This is a genomic window from Rothia sp. HMSC073B08, assembly GCF_001812975.1.
In the GTDB taxonomy this organism is placed as follows: Bacteria; Actinomycetota; Actinomycetes; order Actinomycetales; family Micrococcaceae; genus Rothia; species Rothia mucilaginosa.
The window spans coordinates 46,524-69,812 of sequence record NZ_KV811050.1 but is presented as its reverse complement, the minus strand read 5'-3'; the positions used below and the strand labels follow the sequence as shown (position 1 = coordinate 69,812).

Genomic DNA, 23,289 nt, shown 5'->3' with positions numbered 1-23,289 from the left:
TGAATACCGCCGCGCAAAGCCGCGCGGACTACTGCTTCTACTCTACACGGATATGTAGGAGGGCGTGAGGTTCAGCTCTCACCCCGAACAGCTGGCAGAACAGAAAAGGCACAAGAAGGCCGAGCTGTAGCGTCTTAAGAACGTAGACGAGACACCAAACAAGTTCACCTACTGCGAGAAAAGCCCACACGCTGTCGAGACAGGGCAGTAGTGGCATAAAATGAAAGACTACGGAAAGCGTCAGATAACAGAAGACGCCCCTTCGCCCCAACACCTCGGGTGCCGGCAGAAAACGCTAAGCCCCCCCCCGAACGCGGCGCGAACCAGACAGAAGTGAGGAGGCGTAATGCTCAACCCCGAAGATCTCTACTTAGCCAACACCAAAATATTGGACGACCCCAGGATGCACGGGCTAACCCTCGTCATCGCCCTCTCCAGCCCGCAAGACGCAGGTTCCACCGCAGGTCAGCTCGGGCAGGTGCTACTCAGCGAACTCAAAAACATTGAAATCGTCGAGTTCGACAGCGACCAGCTGCACGACTATCGCGCCCGCCGCCCCTACATCCGCTACGAAAAAGACCACTTCGAAAAGCCGCAATACCCGCAGCTGAAGCTCTACGCCGTAGAAGACAGCCTCGACAAGCCGTTCCTGCTACTCACCGGTGCCGAACCGGACCTGCAGTGGCAGCGCTTCGAAAAGGCGGTGCTGACCATCGCCCAGCGGGTCAAGCCCTCCCTGGTCGTGCTGGTCTCCGCATTCCCCATGCCGGTGCCGCACACCCGCCCCTTCCCGATTACCGCGCACGGCTCCCGCAAGGACCTGATTCGCGGCATCTCCCCGTGGAAGCCCAGCGCGGACGTGCACGCAACCGTCACCAACCTGCTGGAAGTGCTCTTCACCGAAAACGGAATCGACACCGTCGGCTTCGGCGTGAACATTCCCCAGTACATTTCAGAGGCGGACCTGCCGCAGGGCACCCTCACCGCCCTCGAACACGTGGGCATGGCGGCGCACCTCTCCCTACCCACCGAGAACCTGCGCGAAGCCGCACGCCACGTGCACAGCCAGATCAACGATCAGGTCAAGCAGAACCCCGAAATTGGTCGCATGATTACGACCATGGAAGAGAACTACGACGAGAACTTCCGCACCTCCGACATTGCGGTTCCCCTCTCGCGCCGCGACGCGCACAACGTGCCCAGCCGCGACGAGATTGGTGCGCTCTTCGAGCGGTTCCTCGACGAACAGTAAAGCGTGCGCAGTAGGGGATACCGCCCGCCAGATAGTGCCTGACAGATATTGCGTGACAAATTATGACGCGGCACCCCGCGCCGCTGTGGACAAACCCCAGCGTACAAACGAACAATACGAATAAATCTGTGGATACTTCGGATTCATGAACCGAAGTATCCACAGATTTATTTGTATAACCTGAGCACCCGCGCAAACCATGCCACCGTGAAAGCATGAACGCAAACAACATCTCCAACGGCAATATCCCCAACAGCGGCTACGACACGCCCCCGCCCATCCGCAACGAATACGACGTGCTCAGCTGCGCCCTCCACCAGCACGGCTACTGGCCCGACCACTCACTCATCATCCTCACCGCAACCGACAACGCCCTCGGTCCCAGCCTGCGCGTCAACCTACCCGACGAACCCTGCACCCACACCGAACGTGCCAACTTCCTCCACGAAACCTTCACCAAACTCCCCACCTGCCACAACGGTGAAACCCTCACCCGCTTCTACGCCATCATCATCGACGGCGACAACACCGTACGCCAACGCCAACTCAACCCCGACACCGCACAGCTCGCCACCATCGACGAAATCCATAACGACCTCGAAACCCAAATCAACATCAACACCTGGCTCCACCTGCTCCACGACCCGCGCATCGTCAGCGAACTACGCTGCGAAGACGTCATCTACGCAGGCGGCGCCAGCATCTGGGCACTCAACCCCGAACAGCAGACGCTCACCCTCCTCGCACCCATCGAAGAACTCCGCCACAGCGGCTACTACACCTGGCTCACCCGCCACGGCGACACCATCGCCGCCACCGCCCAACACAACTACGCCCACAGCCCCTGGGACACCGACCCCACCCGCAACCCCGAAACCCGCCACGACTGGGAAAACGCCGTAGAACTCTGGGACAACACCCGCACCAACACCGTCCGGAACGACGAAGCCCGCCAGGGCGTCCGCACCATCTACCGCCAAGCCCAAGTCGACCTCTGCTACTGGGACGCAGCCATCAACGCCGCCGCGCACCTGCTCACCACCCACCCGGTCGATAACGCCGGCAACCCCACCATCGGTGACGCGCCCACCATTGGCGACGCACTCCGCGAACTCATCCCCGCCGAAGTCGCCGGGCACCTACGTGCCTCCATCGCACCGGCAACCCTCAACCCCATCACCTCCGAAATGCTCACCTACCTCGCCGGCTACGGGCTCAACCACGCCCAAAAAGCGCTCGCCTACCTGCACTACTCCGCCCAATACACCTACCACGCCTTCGGCGGCGAATACCCCAGCACCAGCCCCAACTTCGTGCCGCTCGAACCACCCCACTACGGTACCCGCATCACCCGCAAAACCTATATCCCCGCCAGCTTCACCCACGCGCTCAGCGCCACACCCGGCACCGAACAGACACACGTACGCGCCGTGCCCGAAAAATGCGTGCAATGGCAAGACTGGATTCGCCGCACCCACCGCGCTATTCAACAGAATCGCAGCAGCCAGCAGAACCGCACCATTCAGCAGAACCGCACCAACCAGCACGCCAACCTCAACGGCTGGGCACTCGAAAACCTCACCCCCGCCGACCACGCCAGCGCAGCCGAACTCAACACCATCAGCCGCGACCTGCTCCCACTCCTCGAGGAACACCCCAAAGACCACAACACCCACAACAAACTCGAAAACCTCAAACAACAAATCGACGAAAGCTGCACCACCAGCGAATACCTCACCAAACACCACGCCGTCTACACCCACTACCTCAACGCCCTCAAAGGAAAACTAGACAGCCCCCACTGGGCACGTCTCAACGCACTCGAACTACTCACCAGCCTGCTCACACCCCACAGCACCGACGGAGAATATGCCGCACTACGCAACACCCAAGCCTGGACCAACTGGTACAAGGGCTACAGCACCTACGCCCGCATGCTCCGCCAAGAAGCCCACCGCCACACATCCGGAAAGGACCTCAATATCCTCGACGTACACCTCAACGCCGGCAACCTACCCGCCTGGATCAAACACACCATCTGCGGCGAACCCGGAACACACCGCGAACCCATCAGCACCCTCAAACCCCGAAAACCCTAAAAGCGGCACCTAAAAGCGGTGCCTAAAGCGAAGTACAAACAGGGGAGGGGCGCGCCACCAGGCACGCCCCTCCCACACACAACCGTACACAGCCGCACCCACCCAAAACCAGGCCCACAAGCCCCCAAACAGCGCGTCAAGTTGAAAGCAACCAAAAATCTGCAATACTTATATATTGACCCCGTATAGTCAATGCGCTACAACGCGCCCTCAAACAGCTCAACACAACGAGCAACGGAACCCTGCAAACGACCAACGCACGCGGAATAAAACCCGCCCCCACAGCGTTAAACACGTCAAAAGCAGCAAACACCCCGACCGAGGACGCCAGCACAGACTTGACAGGGTCTTAGGTGTTTTGCAAACAAAACACCCCACCACAAGCCAGAAAGGGTTCTAGTGGCACCTGCAACCAGCAAGAAGACCGCGACCGGCGACGCAACCGAAGAAACCGTCGCAAAAACCACCACCAAGACCACCCGCACCAAGAAGGCAACCACCAAAGCCGCAGCAGCAACCGAAGACACCACCGGCGCAACCGCCGAAACCGGTGCCGAAACTACTGCCGAAACCGAGGCAGACAAGCCCAAGCGCACCCGTAAAACCACCACCAAAACCGCAACCAAGCGCAAGACCGGCGGCCGCCGCAAAAAGAACGACGACGACGAATTCGACCTCGGACTCGACGAAGAACTCGAAACCACCGACGCCGAAGACGAAACCGACGAAGAAGACGAAGAAACCGTAGCCAAAAAAGAAGAAAAGAAGGCCGCGGAAGAAGTAGCAGCCAAGGGCTCCGGCTTCGTCCTCACCGCAAACGACGACGACGACGCACCCGCACAGCGCGTCGTCACCCCCGGCGCAACCGCCGACCCCGTCAAGGACTACCTCAAGCAGATTGGCAAAGTCTCCCTGCTCAACGCACAGCAGGAAGTCGACCTCGCCATGCGCATCGAAGCAGGCCTCTACGCCGAACACAAGCTCGCCGAAAACCCCGACATGGACAAAGAACTCAAAAAGGCCATGCGCTGGGTCGTCCACGACGGCAAGCGAGCCAAAAACCACCTGCTCGAAGCCAACCTGCGACTCGTCGTTTCCCTCGCCAAGCGCTACACCGGCCGCGGCATGCTCTTCCTCGACCTCATCCAGGAAGGCAACCTCGGCCTCATCCGCGCCGTCGAAAAGTTCGATTACTCCAAGGGCTTCAAGTTCTCCACCTACGCAACCTGGTGGATCCGCCAGGCCATCACCCGCGCAATGGCAGACCAGGCCCGCACCATCCGCATCCCCGTGCACATGGTAGAAGTCATCAACAAGCTCGCCCGCGTGCAGCGCCAGATGCTCCAGGACCTTGGCCGCGAACCCACCCCCGAAGAACTCGGCAAGGAACTCGACATGACCCCCGAAAAGGTCATCGAAGTCCAGAAGTACGGCCGCGAACCCATCTCCCTGCACACCCCCCTAGGTGAAGACGGCGACTCCGAATTCGGTGACCTCATCGAGGACTCCGAGGCAGTCGTCCCCGCAGACGCAGTGTCCTTCACCCTTCTGCAGGAACAGCTCCACTCCGTGCTCGACACCCTCTCCGAGCGTGAAGCCGGCGTGGTCGCAATGCGCTTCGGCATGACCGACGGCCAGCCCAAGACCCTCGACGAAATCGGTAAGGTCTACGGCGTGACGCGTGAGCGTATCCGCCAGATCGAGTCCAAGACCATGTCTAAGCTCCGTCACCCGTCGCGTTCGCAGGTACTGCGCGACTACCTGGACTAAAAAAGTTCATAGCTAGCGGTTCTAACGTGCTGGCGGATGCTCGTGCAGCTGGTCTGCTGTCCGGCACGCAGACGATGCTCGCGGGGGATTGCGGGGCCGGACTCCGTGCGCTTGTCCTTACAGACGGCGCACCGGTTCCCGCTCGCGGGGGAGTGCCCCCTCTTCAGCGCCTGGGGGCGCTTCGAGGACGGAGCCCCCGCTCCGCGTGACCGGCTACGCCGTAAGGTTTAGTTGCACATACAGAAAAGGCTCTCCGAGATACCGGAGAGCCTTTTCTATACCCTTATAGGTTTGCGCAGGTAGGGTTCGTGAGACCGCTTGCGGACGATGCTCGCGGGGGAGTGCCCCCTCTGCGGCGCCCCAATAAGTGAATGGGCCAGCCGCCTTGAGGACGGAGCCCCCGCTCCGCATGTCCGCTACGCCGCCAGCTATACCGCGCCGCTACAGACCCAGCTGACGCAGATAGCGGTCCGCCACCGCCTCCACCTGATCCAAGCCGCACACACGACCCAGCGCCTGCGACCACGCATCAGCTTCACCGCCAGACACCGGCAAACCAGCCGCCGCCCACAACGCCGCCGTCATCGCACCCACCGAATCCGAATCCGAATCCACCGACACCGCACGGCACAAACCCTCAAACAGCGCATTGCGTACCGTCGCATCGTCGGTATCAGCAGGCAAGATCTTCACAGCATACGCCGCACACCAGAACGCCACACCCAACAGCTCCGGCGCCGTCCAACCCGTACCAAAATGCTCCGCCACAGCCCCCGGAACCGGGGCCACGCCGCGCTCCAGCAGCTCAACGGCACGACTCAACGCCGCCGCCGTACGCGAAGCATCACCCGGAATCGAATCATCCGCCGCCACCGAACCACACCACGACACCACACGCCGCGCCGCCTCTAACAATGCATCAAACGAGCCAGCCGGGGACGCCAACAGGTCACGAACCAGCAACGCATACGCCGCCGCCGAAGCCAACGCCTCCGGATGCCCATGCGTCAACGCCGCCGCACGCACCGCCAACAAAACCACCGTACGCTCCTGCGCCACCGGCAAAACACCCAACGCCGCCGAACGCACCAACGCACCACTACCCAAAGCATCAGGATTCAAAGACTTCGACACCAACTGCATCTCACCCGAACCCAACGCCCGCAACGTCGCCGCACCCGGACCACGACGAGCCGTCAACTCCGAAGACCCATCAATCTCACGATCCAACGAAAACGGCGCAGACTCCGGCAAAACCTCACCAATACCGCGGAACCACCGCAAATACGCCAACCACAGACACGCCAACTCATCCGCCGCCGCGCCCTCATTATTCCACTCCAAAACCTCCGTCAGGCCATCCAAAGTGAAGCAGGTCAGTTGCGTATCATCACTGACCAACAGCTCACCAAACGCCGAATCCCACGGCTTCGGGTCGCACGCCGCAATCTGATCCGCCGGCAACAACTCCAACGGATAACCCAGCGCATCACCCAACGCAGACGCACGCAACAAGCCGCGCACCCTGTCCGCAAACTCAGCCGAAACCTCAGGTGCACGTGTGAACTCAACAGAAGAAAAACTCATAGGGCGATTATCCCACGGGTGGTTAGGATGCGCGGGGGATGTGCCAGGCGGCTTCGTGCTCACGCTCGCGGGGTGGGGGTGTACCAGGCGGCTTTGTGCTCACGCTTGCGGGAGGAGGATGTACCGGGCGGCTTCGTACTCATGCTCGCGGGGGAGTGCCCCCTCTTCAGCGCCTGGGGGCGCTTCGAGGACGGAGCCCCCGCTCCGCATGAGCACCTGCGCCGCGGTGGGGTGCCTGCTCCGCGGATGGGGAGATACCTGGGACGGAGCCCCCGCTCCACGCGAGTGCCTACGCCGCGGTGGGGTCTGAGCAGAGGGTTCCGCCCCTGAATGACGAACTGTGAGGCGCAAAATAAGACGCAATGCCATACTGAAACCATGAAGATCCTGCACACCTCCGACTGGCACCTTGGCCGCACCTTCCACCGCAGCCCCCTCACACGCGAACACCAGCAGTTCATCGACGAACTGCTCAACTACGTGCACGCCGAAGGCATCGACACTCTCCTCATCAGCGGCGACGTCTACGACAGCACCATCCCCACCGCCGAAAGCACCACCCTGCTCGACCAGGCACTCACCCGCCTCATGCGCGCCGGCGTGCAAGTCATCCTCAGCTCCGGCAACCACGACTCCTTCCGCCGCCTCAGCTACGGCGCTGCCTTCTTCGAAGCCTCCGGCGTGCACCTACGCACCACCATCGAAGACACCACCCGCCCCGTCGAACTCACCGACGGCACCTTGCGCGTACACGTCTACGCCATCCCCTACCTCGCGCCGCGCCTCCACGCCACCGCCCTCGGCGTAGAACCCACCCACCAGGCAGTCCTCGGCGCCGTCACCAACGCCATCCGCGCCGACGCCGCAGAACGACGCGCCCGCGGCGAAGGTGCCGACCGCATCATCGTCATGAGCCACGCAACCGTCAGCGACACCACCGGCAGTGACATTGCCGGCAGCGCAGACACCACGCCCCGCAGCGACTCCGAACGCGACATCAGCGTCGGCGGCATCGACTGGGTACCCGCCTCCCTCTTCGACGGCTTCGACTACGTAGCCCTCGGCCACATCCACAAGCGGTACCCCGTCACCCCCACCATCCGGTACAGCGGCTCACCCCTCGGCTTCTCATTCAGCGAAGAACACAACCGCAACGGCGCCTACCTCATCGAACTCAACCCCGGCGAAGAACCCACCATCAGCAGCCACGAATGGGCAACCCGCGTGCACATGAAAACCTTGCGCGGCACCATGGAGCAGCTACTCAACGACCCAGAAAACAGCCCCTACGAGCAGGGCTACTACTGCCGCATCGAACTCACCGACGAACCCCTACCCGTCGGCGCCGTCGACCGCCTGCGCAGCCGCTACGAAACCATCTCCCACTTCAGCTACCGCAGCACCCAACCCGCCACTGACAAACCCGCCGCCGCACCCCTCACCCGCGACGCCGACCCCGTCGAAACCTTCGACCAATTCCACCAATACGTACGCAACCGCCCCCTCACCAGCGAAGAACGCAACGTCATCACCACCCTCAGTGACCACATCAAAAGCCACAAGGACAACGCATGATCCTGCACAACCTCGAATTCGAAGCCTTCATGGCATACCCCAAGCGCCAAGAAATCAACTTCGACGCCCTCAACAACGCCGGCGTATTCCTGCTCAACGGCCCCACCGGCGCCGGTAAAACCACCATCCTTGACGCCATCTGCTACGCCCTCTACGGCGAAACCAGCAGCGACCGCGAATCCGCCAAACTGCACTCCACTTACGCGGCACACAGCGGCACCAAACCGCGCGTGCTACTCGACGTGACCCTCCACGGCAAGCGCCTGCGCATCGACCGCACCCCCGCCTACAACAAGCCCATCACCCGCGGCGCCCGCAAAGGCCAGATGCGCGAAGAAAGCGCCAAAGCCACCCTCGCCGAACTCGCACCCGGCGCCGACCCCTCCGACGAAAAGGCATGGACGCCCATCTCCAGCAGCGTCGCCGAAGTCAACCGCACCATCGCCGAACGCACCCACCTGACCAAAGAACAATTCCTCAAGGTCGTACTCCTGCCGCAGGGTCAGTTCGCGCAATTCCTCAAGTCCAAGCCCAAAGAACGCAAAGAACTGCTCAAAAAGATGTTCCCCGTCGAACACTACGAACAGCTCTTCGCCGCACTCACCGAGGAAGCGAAAACCGCCCAGCAGGAAGTCGCCCAGGACGAAAACACCCAGCGCGGCTACCTCGAACGTGCCCGCGCAGAAATGCTCGCCCTGCAGGCGCTACTGGACGCTGCAGACCCGGACGCTGAAGAGGCTGCAGGGGAGGAGACTTCCGAACAGCTCACCGCTGAGAGTGTCACCGCCGAAACCCTCGACACATGGATCGCCGTTGGGATAGCGCGCGCCCGCGAAACCTCCACGCGCGAAAAGCAGGAACAGCAGCGCCTCACCGACGAAGCCGACCGGAACACCCGCCTACTCGCCGAACGCGCCCAGCTACAGGCCGACTGGCGCGAATACGAGCAGCTCTGCGAGCGCCGCACCCGCCTGACCGAACGCGCCGACGAGCACAAGGCGCAGCGTGAAGAGCTGGCGCAGGCGCGTGCCGCGGCGCCCCTGCACGCACAGTACGCGCAGGTCCAAGCCGAATCGCAGGCGCTCGCCGCCCGAGAACAGGAACATTCGGCGTGTGCTTCCGCGCTTGAGGAAAACGGTCGCGCCCTGCTTGCGGCGCTCCGCGATGAGGAAACCTCAGCAGACGTCACCTTCCCCGAAGAGACGACCTTCGCCGCGCTCCCGGATCTCGAACCCGCCGAGCAGGAAACCCAGCTCGAAGCGCTCCTCGACACCCTGCGCGCCCTGCAGAAGAAGGACGCACAGCTTACCGACGAGGAAGCCGCCGTTGCCGCCCTGCTGAAGCAGGCTAATGCCCTCGAACAGGACAAGGCGCGTGCCGAAAAGACCCTGAGCGACCTGACCGCCGCCGCCGAGCAGCTTGCCGAAGAACTCGCCGGCTACAGCACCGCCGACGAGGAGCGTACCCTCGCCGCGCACCTGGTCACCGAGGCGCAGCAGAAGCACGACGCCGCTCAGCAGATGCAGCAGAAGCTCGATGCCGCCTCCGCAGCGGTTGCTGAGGCTGAGAAGCAGAACAAGCGCACCGCCACCGCCGAGCAGAAGGCGCAGGAAAAGTGGCAGGCTTCGGCTCAGCAGGCGCTCGCCGCGACGGAGGAGTTCAAGAACCTGCAGGTGCTGCGCCTCGCCCAGGCGTCCTCCCTGCTGGCGCGTGAGCTCAAGGACGGCGAACCCTGCGCGGTCTGCGGCTCGGTGGAGCACCCCGCCCCGGCGCAGATTGCCGAGGGTGAGCAGCTGGTTGAGCGCGCCGACCTGGACGCCGCCAAGGAGCGTGAAGACAAGGCGCACAAGCAGGCGCGCACCCACGAACTCGCTAAGGACCGGGCGACCAAGGCGCATCAGGAAGCCTCCGAGGCGCTTGCCGCCGCCCGCACCCAGTACGAGACCCTGGCTGCCCAGGGCGAGTGCGATGTCGAGCAGACTGCCGCGCAGCTGCAGCAGGCGCAGACCCGCCTCGCGCAGGCTCAGTCGCGCGTGACGGCGCGTGACGGTGTGCATGCGAAGGTTGAGCGGGTGCGGGTTGAGCAGCAGAAGGCTCAGGAGGCGCTGCGCACCATCGAGGGCGCGGCGGTTGAGGCGCAGACGCGTCACCGTGACGCTTCGGCGCGCTGCGAGGTTACTGCGGCTGATTTGGCGCCTGCTCGTGCGGCGGTGGGATTTGCGCAGCGTGTTGAGGCTGTGGATGGCTACCGTGCGGCGCATCAGCGTCTGGCTCGTGCGGTGTTGCTGTTGGGTCAGGCGCGTGAGCGTCATGCCCAGGCGGCGGCGCAGGCGCAGTGTCTGTTGGGCGAGTCGGCGTTTGAGAGCGCCGAGCTGGTTCGTGCGGCGGTGCGCACCCCCGAGCGCATTGACGCCCTGGAGCAGGCTGTTGCCGCGTATGAGCTGGAGCACGCCCGCCTTCTTGAGGGCTTTGGTCGTGAGGCGATTGTTGCGGTGGCGGCTCGCGTTGCCGCTGGTGAGCAGGCGCCGGATGATCTGCAAGGTGTGCGTGAGCAGGTTGAGCAGTTGCGTGCGGCGGCGCACCGTTTGACTCTTCGTGAGGGTGAGCGGGAGAGCGTGCTGCGTTCCCTACAGGCGCTGCGCGGCGAGTATGCGGCGTTCCGTGCGAAGACGGCGCAGCGTTATGACCGCGCGCAGATGCTGGCGAACCTGGCGGCGGCTGCCCGCGGTGACACGCTGGGCGGTTATGAGCATCAGGTTGACCTGGTGAGTTACGTGCTGGGCGCCGAGTTTGAGCGGATTCTGCACTCGGCGTCACTGCACCTGGATCGCATGAGTGAGGGCCGCTACGGCATGATGTTCAGCGATCATCGTGCGAAGGGTAGCCGTTCCGGCGGCGGCCTGAACCTGGAGATTACCGACACCTGGACGGGCGAGCCGCGTGAGGCGTCGTCGCTGTCCGGTGGCGAGTCGTTCTTGGCGTCGCTGTCGTTGGCGTTGGGTCTGGCTGAGGTTGTGCAGGCGAATAACGGCGGTATCGAGCTGGACACCCTGTTCATCGATGAGGGCTTCGGCACGTTGGACGCCGAGACCCTGGACATGGTGATGGGCACGATCGAATCTCTGCGTGATAGTGGCCGCACTATTGGCCTGATTTCGCATGTGGAGGAGATGAAGAACCGTATTCCCGCCCAGATTGTGGTTGAAAAGGGTCAGAACGGCTCCTCGGTGAGGGTAAACTCCTAGTAGGCATAAATTCGCTTCCGGGCCGCTGTTGTGGCATGTCCGGCGGCTTATTCGTGAAAGAGATGATGACCTCGACACCTCAGGATAGGGACCCGAATTCAACGTATCGTGTGGAACCTTCGGCTGATGCGCGCACTGGCGCATCCGCGCCGGAGGTTCCTCCGCGCACCATGAAGGTGAGCCCAGCCTCCGATGCGCTGAATAAAATGCGTGCTTCGGGCACGGGCATTCCGACGGTTCCGGGCACGTCCCTGACGGATGTGGTGCGCAACAACGAGCACGTGTTGCAGGAGCTGCCGCCTCGCCCGATTCCGGCTGCGGACGAGATTAATACGAACGCGTCGGTGCCGGACATTTTGCGTCAGCATTGGGCGTTGTTCCTGCGCAACGGTAAGGAGCAGCGTCGTCACCTGTATGCTGTGCTTCGTGCTGAGGGTTTTGCCCGTAATGTGTTGACGATTCTGTTCCACATTCCGGCGGCTTCTTCGGCGTTTGCGCTGTATATTCTGTTGGCGAGCCACCTGGGTAGTGTGCATGATGGCGGCTATGCGGTGGCGGCGTTTACTGGCGCGTATTCGGTGCAGATTATGCTCGGCCCGATGCTGGTGCGTGCTCTGGGTTTGCGGTCGTTGCTGGCGATTACGTCGATTCTGAACATCGCTGCGGTGCTGAACATGCTGGTGATTGGTTGGCGTTTGACGGTTGACCCGAATAATGTGAGTACGACCTACCATGCGCTCTCGTGTGTGGCGATGGGTTTCACGACTCCGCCGTGGACTCCGTTCGCTCTTGAGTCGCTGTATCGCCGTAACTATCAGTACAGTGATGTTCGCTTGTCGACTGCGGTGTCGTGGGGTACTACGGCGAACATGTCGATGCACCCGCTGGCTGCTCTGTTGGTATGGCTGGGTGATGTGTACATCACCCCGAATCATGAGTATGCGGGTTTCTGGATCACGATTATTCTGGATGCGCTACTGTTCGTCGTGGTGCTGGCGGCGCCGAGGTGGCTACCGGATATTTCGCGTATTCGCATGGCTCCGCCGCAGAATCTGGTGCGTCCGAGCCGTCAGACGGTGGTGCTGATTCTTGGTCTGGTGCTGCTGGGTGCGTGCATGGGTTCGGTTGGTTCTGGTCTGCTGGGCTTCTCGCTGATTCACGGTTCGATGAACCTGTTCATGGCGATGGTTGCGACCGGTACCGGTGCGCTCGTGGTGGTGGCTTTCCCCGTGGTTTTGGGTGGCCGTTCGGTGAACCCGTGGCATGGCTGGCTGGCGAGCGGTGTTCTGCTGATTATGGCGGCGCTGTACTTGCCGGCGAGCGATGATACGTCCACGATTTTCTATGCGTTGGCGCTGTGCGGCGCGGTGCTGGGCGTGGCGTTTGGTGGCCATGAGCTGTGGCTGAACCGTTCGCTCAAGCATATTCCTGATGCTCAGGCGAGCTTCTTTACCCGCTCGATGCTGGGTATTGGTCTAGCGCTGGGTAGTATGTGGGGCGGCTATATGGGGGATGCCCCGTATTACCGTAATGCGTTTATGGTTCCGGTGATTATTGCGACTCTGTATTTTGCGTTGGGTCATTTGTACGGCTACCTGTGGCGTGAGGAGCATGAGGAGCAGCTGACTCCTTGGGATCAGTTGGAACGTCGTTAGGGCATGTTTAAAGGCGGATGCCCCGCCACTTTATGCAGGTGGTGGGGCATCCGCCTTTTGCGTACCGTGCTTGGCTTTTTCATGCCTCAGCGTGAGGCTGCCGGTTTAGTGACCGCGCTTGATCCATGCCGGAAGCTCGGGTGCTTCCAGACCGATGCCGGTGCTGTCGCCGTGGCCGGTGAGGACCGCGGTGGACTCGGGCAGGGTCAGCAGGCGGGTCGAGATCGACTCGATGATGGTGTCGAAGTCGCTGTAGGAGCGTCCGGTTGCGCCGGGGCCGCCGTTGAAGAGGGTGTCGCCGGAGAAGACGACGCCTTCGCTGTTCTCCCAGCTGAGGGTGGGTGCGTAGAAGCACACGGAGCCGGGGGAGTGGCCGGGGGTGGCGAGGACCTTCAGTTCGGTGTCGCCGATGCGCAGTACGTCGCCGTCAGCGAGTTCGTGATCGAAGTCCCAGGAGGGGTACACCATTTCCCAGAGCACACGGTCCGCGGGGTTCAGGTAGACGGGTGCGCCGAAGCGTTCTGCCGCCTCCTTGGCGCTACGGATGTGGTCGTCGTGGGCGTGGGTCAGCAGAATCTTCTCCACGGTGCGGCCTGCGACGGTGCGGGAAATCTTGTCGACGTCGTGGGCGGGGTCAATGATAATCACGGAGGAGTCATTGCCGATGATCCAGACGTTGTTGTCGACGTCCCAGCAGCCGCCGTCCAGCGAGAAGGTGCCGGAGGTGACGACTCGTTCAATACGTTCGCTCACGCTACGCTCCTAGAGTTCCACGACCGAGCGCAGCACGCGGCCGGTCTTCATGGTTTCGAATGCTTCGTTGACGTCTTCGAGGCGGATGCGCTCGGAGACGAAGCCGTCCAGATCGAGGCGGCCGAGCAGGTACTGGTCCACGAATTCGGGGAAGTCGCGGGAGGGCAGGGTGTCGCCGTACCATGCGCTCTTGATAGAGCCGCCGCGGCCGAACACCTCATCCAGCGGGATGTCCCAGGTGGTGCCGGGCGCGGGCACGCCGACGAGGACGACGCGGCCAGCCAGGTCGCGTGCTTCGAATGCCTGCTTGAAGGTGGGGGCGATGCCGACAGCGTCGATGACGAGGTCTGCACCGAAGCCGCCGGTGAGTTCCTTGATGGCTTCGACGGGGTCGACCTTGGAGGAGTTCACGGTGTGGGTTGCGCCGTGCTCGCGTGCGCGTGCCAGCTTCTCTTCGTCGATGTCGACGGCGATGATGGTGGTTGCGCCACCGAGCTGTGCGCCTGCAATTGCTGCGGTTCCGACGCCGCCGCAGCCGATGACTGCGACGGACTCGCCGCGCTTGAGCTCACCGGTGTTCAGAACAGCACCCAGACCTGCGGTAACGCCGCAACCGAGCAGACCGATGGCTGCGTACTGTTCGGGGCTGATGTCAGCGGTGATCTTGGTGCACTGACCGGCTGCGACGAGGGTCTTCTCAGCGAAGGAGCCGATACCCAGTGCGGGGGTGAGTTCGGTGCCGTCCTCGAGGGTCATCTTCTGGGTTGCGTTGTGGGTTGCGAAGCAGTACTGCGGCTGGCCCTTGCGGCATGCGCGGCATTCGCCGCAGACTGCACGCCAGTTGAGGATGACCAGGTCGCCGGGGGCGATGTCGGTGACGTCATCGCCGACAGCCTCGACGATACCTGCGGACTCGTGGCCGAGCAGGTAGGGGAAGTCCTGGCCGACGCCGCCGGTGACGTAGTGGTGGTCGGTCTGGCAGACACCGCAGGTGAGGACCTTGACGAGTGCTTCGCCCTTGCCGGGGTCGGGTACGTTGATGGTGGTGACGGTGACGGGCGCGTCCTGGGCGAGGGCTACGACAGCCTTAACCTTGTGCATGGTGCTCCTTTGCTGAGGCACGGTTGAGGTTCAACCGCAGATAAAGGTTTTTTGATACGTTCCCATTCTAAGAGCTAAGGCATACCTGATGCACCCCGGGGCTGAGCGTGAAGCCCCCAGGTGAATGTGACGTTTTATGACGTTGTCTCTTACTCCTCCCGGAACCCGCGTAGCCTGCGGCTACTTACTCTGCCGCCTCCACCTCTGCTGCAAAGGCGAGCGCACCGCGTCGGAATGCGCCCGAGGTCAGTGCATTCACGTGGTCGCGGCCGGGCAGGGAGATGAAGCGGTTGAGCGGGTTGTTGCCGCGCACCATGTCGTAGAGTTCCGCACCGTCTGCGGCGATGGTGTCCGCGTCACCGAGCACGACAGCAACGGGTGCGTGCGGATGCGCGCCCGGGTGACCGGCAGGTAGGTTCGGGGATCCGGCACGCAGGGCGGGCACGTCGAAGAACGGGCCGAAGGGAATCCGCACGAACTTCAGCAGTGCGTCGGGCTGAATGGGGGAGTTGTCAATAATCGAGGTGAAGGAGGCAATCGCCTCGTCGGTGGAGTCCGCCGCCGGGGTTTCACTATCCGCCGTGACGCTGGTTCCCTCGTGCGCTTCGAGCATGGAACGCAGGGTAATGAGGTGGTCGTGTAGGGGCAGGCCGCCCAGGGTGAGGGATGCGACCGCCTCCGGGTGGGTGAGGGCGAGTTCCCAGCCGACGCGGGCGCCGAAGGAGAAGCCAATAACGTGCGCGCGCGGCTGCAGTTCAACGTCGAGGTCGTTCTCGGTGGCGACGGTGCGCAGCAATTGGGCGAGCAGGTTGGTGAACAGGTGCATGGGGGTCAGCGGCTGAGCTGCCACATCGATAGGGGGCACCGCATCGACAGAGGGCGCCGCATCGACAGAGGGCGCCGCATCGAACGGAATCGTGCCACTACGCACACCCGTGTTGTCGGGGAGCTTGCAGTCGATAGCGCGCATGGACTCGGGGTCTTTGAGATATTCGTCCGAGTGGTAGGGCAGGGTAACAATCAGCACGGGGTATCCGGCGCGCAGGTATTGGCGGATCCAGCCGGTGCCGCCGTAGAGCTGCTCGCCGCGGGTGGCGAAGCCGTGAATCATGAGGGCGGGGACGCGGCTTTTGAGTTGCTGCGGCTGGTAGAGGGTGTACTCGAGGTCGGGCAGGGTAGTGCCGGGTACAGTAGCATTGGGTACGGCAAAGGGCGCGGGAGAGAAATCTGCACTGGTCATAGTTCTATCTTAGTGACCAACGCAGGGTTTCTGTCCTGCGCCCTTTTCTATCTCGCGCCCTTGATGCGTTGAGACGGTACGCGCCCAGCTGAGCTGCCGCTTAGTTCTTCTGTGCCGCACCGGTTGAGTTGTCGGCACTCAGGTCGAAGAGCGCCTCCTGCTGAGGTTCAGCCTTTGCGCTCGCTTCTGCCTTCGCCGCGGTTGCCTCAGAAGCCTGAGTTTCGGTGGCGTCTGCCTTCGCCTGCTTCTGCTGCAGCTGCTCCTTACCGTTTTCGATGCGTTCCTTACCGTCGGCAATGAGCGTGCGAATCATGGTGGTGTTGGTGTCCACAGCCTTCTGCACGCGAGCCGCAATGGAGGGGCCCTTCGGCTTGGGGAGCATGCCCTGGCCTGCCGCCTGCTGCTGCAATTCGCGTCCGGCGGACATGAGGCGTTCGCGCTGTTCTTTCATCGCACGGGATGCGGTGGTGCTGCGCGGCTGAACCTTCAGATATCCGTGGTCGTCTTCGCCGGCGAGTACCTGGCGCATGAGCATGATTTCTGCGTCCAGGTGCGCGCCGAAGAGAAGCATATTGTTCATAATCCAGATGAACAGCAGCATCACAATCACACCACCAATAAGGCCGTAGGTGGCGTTGTACTTGCTGAAGTTGTTGGCGTAGAGGGTGAATCCGAAACCGCCCAGGCCCATGCCGAAGAGGGCAAGTGCCGCACCGGGGGAGAGCTTCCACTGTTTGAAGCGGCGCACGTTCGGGGTTGCGGCGTACAGCAGGGTGATGAGCCCGATTGCCATGAACAGGATGAGGACCCAGCGGCCGTTGAGCCAGATGAGCTTGATGAGCTCCATATTGACGGTTTCGGGTACGTACTGACCGACCATGTCCAGGACGGTTACGCCCAGCAGCAGCATGAGCATCATGAGTACCACGAGGATGATGAGCACGGCGGTGACGAACACGTTGATGGGTTTGAGCATCCAGCCGGGGCGGCCTTCACGCACGTTGTAAACCGTGTTGAGAGCTCGGCCGAAGGATCCGGTGTACCCAGAGGCGGACCAGAGCGCACTGAGGATACCGGTCAACAGCACCAGGCCTGCGCCTTGGTCACCGGTAATCTGCTTGATGGGGTCTTCCATAATGGCGTACATCTGGGCGGGTGCGTTGTCCTTGAGGAAGGCGAGGATGACGGCGGCGCTTTCCTCACCGTGACCGAATACGCCCAGTAGGGAGACGATCGCCAGCAGGGCGGGGAAGATGGACAGCACGGTGAAGTAGGTGAGTGCTGCCGCCATGTCGGTGCCGCCGTTTGCGCCGAATTTGTAGATGGCACGGCGCAGAATGTAGAGGATGCTGCCCTTGGGGAAGTCGCGCAGTTTCACGCTTGCGTACTTGGGGGCTGCGGGCTTCTTCTTACGGGAGAAGAGTCCGCGTCGAGCTCCGGCGGGTACCTGGGTTGAGGAGGTGTCCGTGGAAGAGCCGGTGTGTGCAGCCAATGGGGCTCCTTGAATGAGTGGGATGTACACAGTGGTGCGCCTATGAGCTTCAGCGTGTGGGCGCACAGAAGGGGCGAGGAGAACAATGAGCTGTCCTTCCCGCCCCTGCGGTGACATTATAGGGTTTTCTAACCCTCCCGCATTTTTCTGCGAGTGCAGATAGCTGACCTGTCGGTCAGTTAGAGAGGGTAACCGCCCCGAAAAGCCTCAAAAAAGGCTTGTCAGCTAGGGTATAAAGCTACCTGCTGAGCCTAACTGAAAACTAGTTGTGAATACCCAGAACCTTAGCGGTGTGAGCCATCAGCTCATCAGCCAGATCCGGGTTGTCGTTGAGCTTCACACCGTAACCGGGGATAAGCTCCTTCAGGCGAGGCTCCCAACCAGCAATCTTGGAGGGGAAGCACTTAGCCAACAGGTTCAGCATAATCGGAGCCGCGGTGGAAGCACCGGGGGATGCGCCCAGCAGAGCCGCGATGGAGCCGTCCGCTGCGGAGACAACCTCGGTACCGAACTGCAGGATGCCGCCCTTCTTCGCGTCCCTCTTCATGATCTGGACGCGCTGACCAGCCTCGATGAGCTCCCACTCGCCGCCGTCAGCCTCGGGGTAGTACTGGTGCAGGGTCTCCAGGCGAGCGTTCTTGTCCTTGACCAGCTCGGAGAGCAGGTACTTGACAAGGGAGAAGTTATCCAGACCTGCACGGGTCATGGGGTACAGGTTGTGCAGGCGCAGGGACTTCGGCAGATCCAGCACGGAACCCTGCTTCAAGAAGTTTGTCTTGAAACCGGCGTAGGGTCCGAAGAGCAGAGCACGCTTGCCGTCCACGTAGCGGGTGTCCAGGTGGGGAACAGACATGGGAGGTGCACCCACCGAAGCCTGACCGTACACCTTAGCGTTGTGCTGGTTTGCGGTTGCCTCGTGGGTGTTGCGCAGGAACAGACCGGAGACGGGGAAGCCGCCGTAGCCCTTACCCTCTTCAATGCCGGACTTCTGCAACAGGTGCAGGGCGCCACCGCCGGCACCGAGGAACACGAACTTCGCGTTGATGCTCAGAGGCTCATCCTTGTTGATGCGGTTAATCGCCTCAACCTGCCAGGAACCGTTCGACTCGCGGTTCAGGTTGGTGACCTGGTAGCCGTAGCGAACCTCAACACCCTTGGTCTGCAGGTAATCGACCAGCTGCTCGGTGAGGGAGCCGAAGTTCACGTCGGTACCTTCGGGGGACCAGGTTGCAGCCATCGACTCGTTACCCTTGCGGCCCTTGACGGTCAGCGGTGCCCATTCGCCAATCTTCTCGCGGTCATTGGAGAACTGCATACGCTCGAAGAGCTTCTCCTTGCGGAAAGAATCGTAGCGCGCAGCCAGGTACTTGGAGTGGTCTTCGCCGAAGACCAGGGACATGTGGGGGACCGGGTTGATGAAGCTGGTGTCAGTCAGAATATTCTTCTCAGTCAGGGAAGCCCAGAATTGGCGGGAAACCTGGAACTGCTCGTTAATGTTCAGCGCCTTAGCTGCCGAGACGGTGCCGTCGGGGCCAGCGGGTGCGTAGTTGAGTTCGCATAGCGCCGAGTGGCCGGTACCTGCGTTATTCCAGGGGTTGGAGGATTCCTGAGCAACCTTGTCGAGGCGTTCGAGCAGGATAATATTCCAGGTCGGTTCGAGCTCCTTGAGGAACACGCCGAGGGTGGCGCTCATGATGCCGCCGCCGACCAGGACGACGTCGGTTCGTTCAGTACGTGCTACCACTGAATTCTCCCTTAGGGGTGCGGGTGCCCGGCCTGGGCACAATGACTGTGGGGTACATCATCTAGCCTACTCCTTTTAGCGGGGTTGGCATAGCTAGAATCAGCAAATAACAGGAGAGTGTTGCAGTTCACATGTTAGCTTCCCTGGAAGGTAAAAACCCTCCAGGGCACGCCAAACACACACGCAACGCAACACTCAAACCTGAACTGCCTACAACTTACGCAACTTACCGAACAGCTCAATCGCATTCTGCTCCGTCTGATAGCCCTGAACCTCACGGCTCACCGCCACCTTAGACGTCACATTCAGCAACGGAACCGCCGGCATGAACTGACCCAACTGAGACACAACCTTCGCATACAACTCGCGCTGCGAATCCACCGAATCGGCAGAGTCCGCGGTACGAATCGCCTCCAAAATCTCAGTAAAACGAGGCGACGGCGCCACCGCCACAGCAGTAGGCGACGGCGAAGGCGACGCCGACGGGCTCGGCGAAGCAGAAGCCGAAGCCTCCTCCTCAGGCATCAACGGGTCCGGCGAATAACTCGGCTGCGGGCTCGGAGTCGCAGAAATCCGCACATTCGAATTCGCACCACCCGACGACGGCACATCAGAACTCTTCTTCATCAAACCAGTCGTCATATCCGACGGCGCATTAGCAATCAACGAACGCACCTGATGCTCAGCAATCAGCGGCGCCAACACCGGACCAAAGAACGCATACGGGTCACGGTACATGCCGTAGAAACCCGCCAACGTAATACCGCGCTCAGAAGAAACCTCACGGCTCTTCGACAGATACTCAGACCACGGCAGAGGCACCGGCTTAATATTCAGGCCCACCTCAATCAGCGAAGCCACCATCTCCGAATACACCTTCTGCGGAGTATCCATCCACGGCAGAGACACATCGGCAGGGTAGTAACACTCAATCACCTGATTGTCGTACCCAGCAGTCGCCAACAGCGAGCGTGCCATATCCTGATTACGGTCCGTGTAATCCTTCGCGTCATCAGCCTTAATGCGGAACGACGGCGAAATCAGCGTCTGCGCATCCGAGGTGCCCTGCGGATAATACTGACGTAGTGCACCGCGATCCACAGCATGCGAAATAGCGCGACGCACCGAAATATTCTTCAACACCGGATGCGCCGTATTCAAACCCAAATACACCAGCGAGAACGGGTCACGGCCCGGCGTCTGATAGCCATCACGCGCCAACTGACCCAGATCAGACGAATTCACCTGATCACACGCATCAATGTGACCCTCCATCAGCGCAAAATAACGCTTATCCGACGAAGTGAGGGTCGAAATCTGAATCTCATCCAGCTCAGGTGCCTGACCATCAAAATGGGTATTCTTCAGCAAGCGAACCGTGCCAGCCTCGAACGACTCCACACGGAACGCACCCGTACCCACCGGGTTACCCGTCAGCTTCTGATCCGCACCAAAAAGCGAAGGATCAATAATGCCAAACGCCTGCTGCGTCAAAATACGCGGAAACGCCAGAGAAGGACGCGACAGCGTCACCACCACAGAGTTACCCTTCGCCACCACCGACGAAACCAACGGCAAGAACGACTGCACCACAGAGGACTGAGCGGAATCCGACTTCTTCTCACCCGGATGCGCAGCATCAGAAGCCGATGCAGAAGCAGACGCGCTCGGGGCAGCAGTCTCAGAAGCACTCGCAGACGGAGTCGCCGCACCCGACGGAGACGCCTGAACAGGCGCAGGCTCCACCGCCGAAGGATCAATAGAACCCGGCTTCGGCACACCAAAACCCCACGCAAACAACGGCTGAGCAGGCACCGCCAAAGCAGCAGTACCCTCACCCGTAGCCAACGCCTGCCACCTCTGGAAATTCTGCACCACAGCATCCGCAGTCAACGCAGAACCGTTACTAAAATGCGCCTCACGCAACACAAACGTATGCACCAAACGGTCATCAGAAACCGTCCACTCACTACATAACGAATCCTGAACCTCAGGATCACCCGTGTAATGATTCGCCACCAACAACGTCTGCAAAACCTGCGCCGTCACCTGATACGTACTCGCCACAGGAAACAACGCCGGATCCAAACCCAACGGCGCCGCACCCTGCGCAAAACGAAACACACGACGCGCATCAGCAGACGACGCGCTCGCACTCGCCGAAGAACCAGCAGAAGACTGACCAGAACACGCAGAAAGCGCCAAACCAGCACTAAAAAGCGCGCCAAAACGCAAAACGGCACGTCGACTCAAGCCACTCGAGCCGGCAGTGGCTCGCAGCAGCGCATCAGAACTGCCAACAGCTGACGATGCATAAGGCTGATGCTGCACGGGAGGGTCCTCTCTTCCGTCGCGGATGCTTATCTCTCAGGATAACGGTTCAACACCCAACCGGGCGAGACACATCCACCCCGGCAAGGCACATACAAGAGAACCCGCCGCCACGAAAACCGTGACGGCGGGCCCAATGTGAATGTGTGTGCGCGAGGGGGGACTTGAACCCCCACGCCATAAGGCACAGGAACCTAAATCCTGCGTGTCTGCCAATTTCACCACTCGCGCGTAGCGTCACCCCACATCCGAAGATGCATGCGTCTGAGGCAACAAAAAATTAGTGTACACCAGGAACCAAGGTTCTCCAAGCCTTAAAAGAAGCCCCCATAGGGCAAAAGTCCGCAAACACGCCGAACAACAACCCCCTCAAGAAGCAACAGAACGGCGATACGCAAACCCCAGAAAACGTGACCCTACTTCGGGTCAATACCCAAATCACGACGCAACTTCGCCACATGACCCGTCGCACGCACATTGTACTGAGCCACAGAAATAACACCCTGCTCATCAATCACAAACGTCGAACGAATCAGGCCCTCATACACCTTGCCGTAATTCTTCTTCTCACCCCACGCACCATACGCCTCAGCCACCGCATGATCAGCATCAGACAGCAGCGGGAACGTCAACGACTCCTTCTCCACAAAACGAGCAATAGCCGCCGGCGAATCCGGAGAAACACCCAACACCACGTAACCCAACGACTTCAACGACGCCAAATTATCGCGGAAATCGCACGCCTCCTTCGTACAACCCGGAGTCGAAGCCTTCGGGTAAAAATACAAAATCACCTTGCTACCCGCATAATCACTCAGGCTATGTTCCTTACCCGAAGCGTCAGCAAGGGTAAAAGCAGGCGCCGGGGTACCCGGCTCAAGACGAACGCTCATCAATAACTCCTCAAAACATCAATAGAGATCAGCAGGGGAGCGGCGGATGCGCCCCACACAGTACCAAGGGCGGACGCGCCCCATGCAATACACACAGTCTAGTGTCCCACACACCCCACCCAAATAATGTGTCCAGGCTCACTCCAAATCAACTTGCGCACACCACAAAAACTCGCGTATAGTATTTTTCTGTTGCAAGGGAAACCTTGAAACAGACAAGCGCCTCTAGCTCAATTGGCAGAGCAATTGACTCTTAATCAATGGGTTCTGGGTTCGAGTCCCAGGGGGCGCACTTCAAAGAAAATCCCGCTGATTCTTCGGAATCGGCGGGATTTTTGCGTTCCCTCTGAAAAAGATTTTGCTGGGCTTGAGGTATAGATATTCCCCTTGCTCCTACAGGGGACCCGTCCTCGCTTCGCTTCGGACACCCTGATGTCGCGACGGGGAATATCTATACCTCTGCGCATCTGTGGTTCAGGGGTTCGCGGAATCCCGCCGGTTCGTTGGGTTGCGTGGTGGCTCAGTATGTGCGCCCCGTGCCTAGCGAACTGG

At 61.1% G+C, this 23,289-nt stretch carries 14 protein-coding genes and 2 tRNA genes; 7 read left to right on the top strand and 9 right to left on the bottom strand.

Going from position 1 to position 23,289, the window contains the following annotated elements:
• Positions 1-346: 346 nt before the first annotated feature.
• The 3 genes from HMPREF2884_RS01335 to HMPREF2884_RS01325 all read left to right on the top strand — a co-directional run bounded on the left by HMPREF2884_RS01335 (position 347) and on the right by HMPREF2884_RS01325 (position 5,121).
• Positions 347-1,252, top strand: a complete 906-nt coding sequence (locus HMPREF2884_RS01335; protein ID WP_005505492.1) for a PAC2 family protein — start codon at positions 347-349, stop codon at positions 1,250-1,252.
• A gap of 215 nt (positions 1,253-1,467) precedes the next feature.
• Positions 1,468-3,351 carry a metal-dependent hydrolase gene (locus HMPREF2884_RS01330; protein WP_070614961.1) on the top strand — a complete coding sequence of 628 codons (1,884 nt, stop codon included), beginning with the start codon at positions 1,468-1,470 and terminating at the stop codon, positions 3,349-3,351.
• A 399-nt stretch (positions 3,352-3,750) separates the two neighbouring features.
• Entirely contained in the window at positions 3,751-5,121 is a 1,371-nt protein-coding gene (locus HMPREF2884_RS01325) for an RNA polymerase sigma factor (protein WP_070614959.1), read from the top strand.
• A 441-nt stretch (positions 5,122-5,562) separates the two neighbouring features.
• Here HMPREF2884_RS01325 and HMPREF2884_RS01320 read toward each other — a convergent pair whose 3' ends face one another.
• Entirely contained in the window at positions 5,563-6,708 is a 1,146-nt protein-coding gene (locus tag HMPREF2884_RS01320; protein WP_070614957.1) for an ADP-ribosylglycohydrolase family protein, read from the bottom strand.
• Between the two features lie 378 nt (positions 6,709-7,086).
• Here HMPREF2884_RS01320 and HMPREF2884_RS01315 point away from each other — a divergent pair, with 378 nt between their 5' ends.
• The 3 genes from HMPREF2884_RS01315 to HMPREF2884_RS01305 all read left to right on the top strand — a co-directional run bounded on the left by HMPREF2884_RS01315 (position 7,087) and on the right by HMPREF2884_RS01305 (position 13,183).
• Entirely contained in the window at positions 7,087-8,283 is a 1,197-nt protein-coding gene (locus tag HMPREF2884_RS01315; protein WP_070614955.1) for an exonuclease SbcCD subunit D, read from the top strand.
• A complete protein-coding gene (locus HMPREF2884_RS01310; RefSeq protein WP_070614953.1) occupies positions 8,280-11,528 on the top strand; it encodes an AAA family ATPase in 3,249 nt (1,082 codons plus the stop codon). The genes HMPREF2884_RS01315 and HMPREF2884_RS01310 overlap by 4 nt, the downstream gene beginning before the upstream one ends.
• A gap of 62 nt (positions 11,529-11,590) precedes the next feature.
• Positions 11,591-13,183, top strand: a complete 1,593-nt coding sequence (locus tag HMPREF2884_RS01305) for an MFS transporter (RefSeq protein WP_246827904.1) — start codon at positions 11,591-11,593, stop codon at positions 13,181-13,183.
• A 105-nt stretch (positions 13,184-13,288) separates the two neighbouring features.
• Here the strand turns inward: HMPREF2884_RS01305 and HMPREF2884_RS01300 are convergent, their stop codons facing one another.
• From HMPREF2884_RS01300 to bcp, 8 genes are all read right to left on the bottom strand, one after another.
• Positions 13,289-13,936, bottom strand: coding sequence for an MBL fold metallo-hydrolase (locus HMPREF2884_RS01300; RefSeq protein WP_005508635.1), 648 nt, complete (start codon positions 13,934-13,936; stop codon positions 13,289-13,291).
• Between the two features lie 9 nt (positions 13,937-13,945).
• Complete coding sequence (locus HMPREF2884_RS01295) at positions 13,946-15,037, bottom strand: S-(hydroxymethyl)mycothiol dehydrogenase (RefSeq protein WP_049337814.1); 1,092 nt, start codon at positions 15,035-15,037, stop codon at positions 13,946-13,948.
• Positions 15,038-15,221: 184 nt separating this feature from the next.
• On the bottom strand, positions 15,222-16,277 hold the full coding sequence (locus HMPREF2884_RS01290) for an alpha/beta fold hydrolase (protein ID WP_070614951.1): 1,056 nt from the start codon (positions 16,275-16,277) through the stop codon (positions 15,222-15,224).
• Between the two features lie 100 nt (positions 16,278-16,377).
• Positions 16,378-17,769, bottom strand: coding sequence for a YihY/virulence factor BrkB family protein (locus HMPREF2884_RS01285; protein WP_070614948.1), 1,392 nt, complete (start codon positions 17,767-17,769; stop codon positions 16,378-16,380).
• Between the two features lie 262 nt (positions 17,770-18,031).
• Entirely contained in the window at positions 18,032-19,513 is a 1,482-nt protein-coding gene (locus tag HMPREF2884_RS01280; RefSeq protein WP_049337811.1) for a malate:quinone oxidoreductase, read from the bottom strand.
• 210 nt (positions 19,514-19,723) lie between these two features.
• Positions 19,724-21,844: an ABC transporter substrate-binding protein gene (locus tag HMPREF2884_RS01275; RefSeq protein WP_070614946.1), complete on the bottom strand. Its 2,121-nt coding sequence runs from the start codon at positions 21,842-21,844 to the stop codon at positions 19,724-19,726.
• A 149-nt stretch (positions 21,845-21,993) separates the two neighbouring features.
• Positions 21,994-22,075, bottom strand: a tRNA-Leu gene (locus HMPREF2884_RS01270).
• A 185-nt stretch (positions 22,076-22,260) separates the two neighbouring features.
• Positions 22,261-22,737 (bottom strand): thioredoxin-dependent thiol peroxidase, encoded by a 477-nt coding sequence (gene bcp / locus HMPREF2884_RS01265; RefSeq protein WP_005508643.1) that lies wholly within the window; start codon positions 22,735-22,737, stop codon positions 22,261-22,263.
• Positions 22,738-22,956: 219 nt separating this feature from the next.
• Between bcp and HMPREF2884_RS01260 the strand changes: the two genes are divergently transcribed.
• Positions 22,957-23,029, top strand: a tRNA-Lys gene (locus HMPREF2884_RS01260).
• Positions 23,030-23,289: the final 260 nt, after the last annotated feature.

Excerpts from the sequence above, each read along its gene's own strand:
- HMPREF2884_RS01335 (WP_005505492.1), top strand. The coding sequence starts at position 347 with ATGCTCAACCCCGAAGATCTCTACTTAGCCAACACCAAAATATTGGAC.
- HMPREF2884_RS01330 (WP_070614961.1), top strand. The coding sequence starts at position 1,468 with ATGAACGCAAACAACATCTCCAACGGCAATATCCCCAACAGCGGCTAC.
- HMPREF2884_RS01320 (WP_070614957.1), bottom strand. The coding sequence starts at position 6,708 with ATGAGTTTTTCTTCTGTTGAGTTCACACGTGCACCTGAGGTTTCGGCT.
- HMPREF2884_RS01315 (WP_070614955.1), top strand. The coding sequence starts at position 7,087 with ATGAAGATCCTGCACACCTCCGACTGGCACCTTGGCCGCACCTTCCAC.
- HMPREF2884_RS01310 (WP_070614953.1), top strand. The coding sequence starts at position 8,280 with ATGATCCTGCACAACCTCGAATTCGAAGCCTTCATGGCATACCCCAAG.
- HMPREF2884_RS01305 (WP_246827904.1), top strand. The coding sequence starts at position 11,591 with ATGATGACCTCGACACCTCAGGATAGGGACCCGAATTCAACGTATCGT.
- HMPREF2884_RS01295 (WP_049337814.1), bottom strand. The coding sequence starts at position 15,037 with ATGCACAAGGTTAAGGCTGTCGTAGCCCTCGCCCAGGACGCGCCCGTC.
- HMPREF2884_RS01290 (WP_070614951.1), bottom strand. The coding sequence starts at position 16,277 with ATGACCAGTGCAGATTTCTCTCCCGCGCCCTTTGCCGTACCCAATGCT.
- bcp (WP_005508643.1), bottom strand. The coding sequence starts at position 22,737 with ATGAGCGTTCGTCTTGAGCCGGGTACCCCGGCGCCTGCTTTTACCCTT.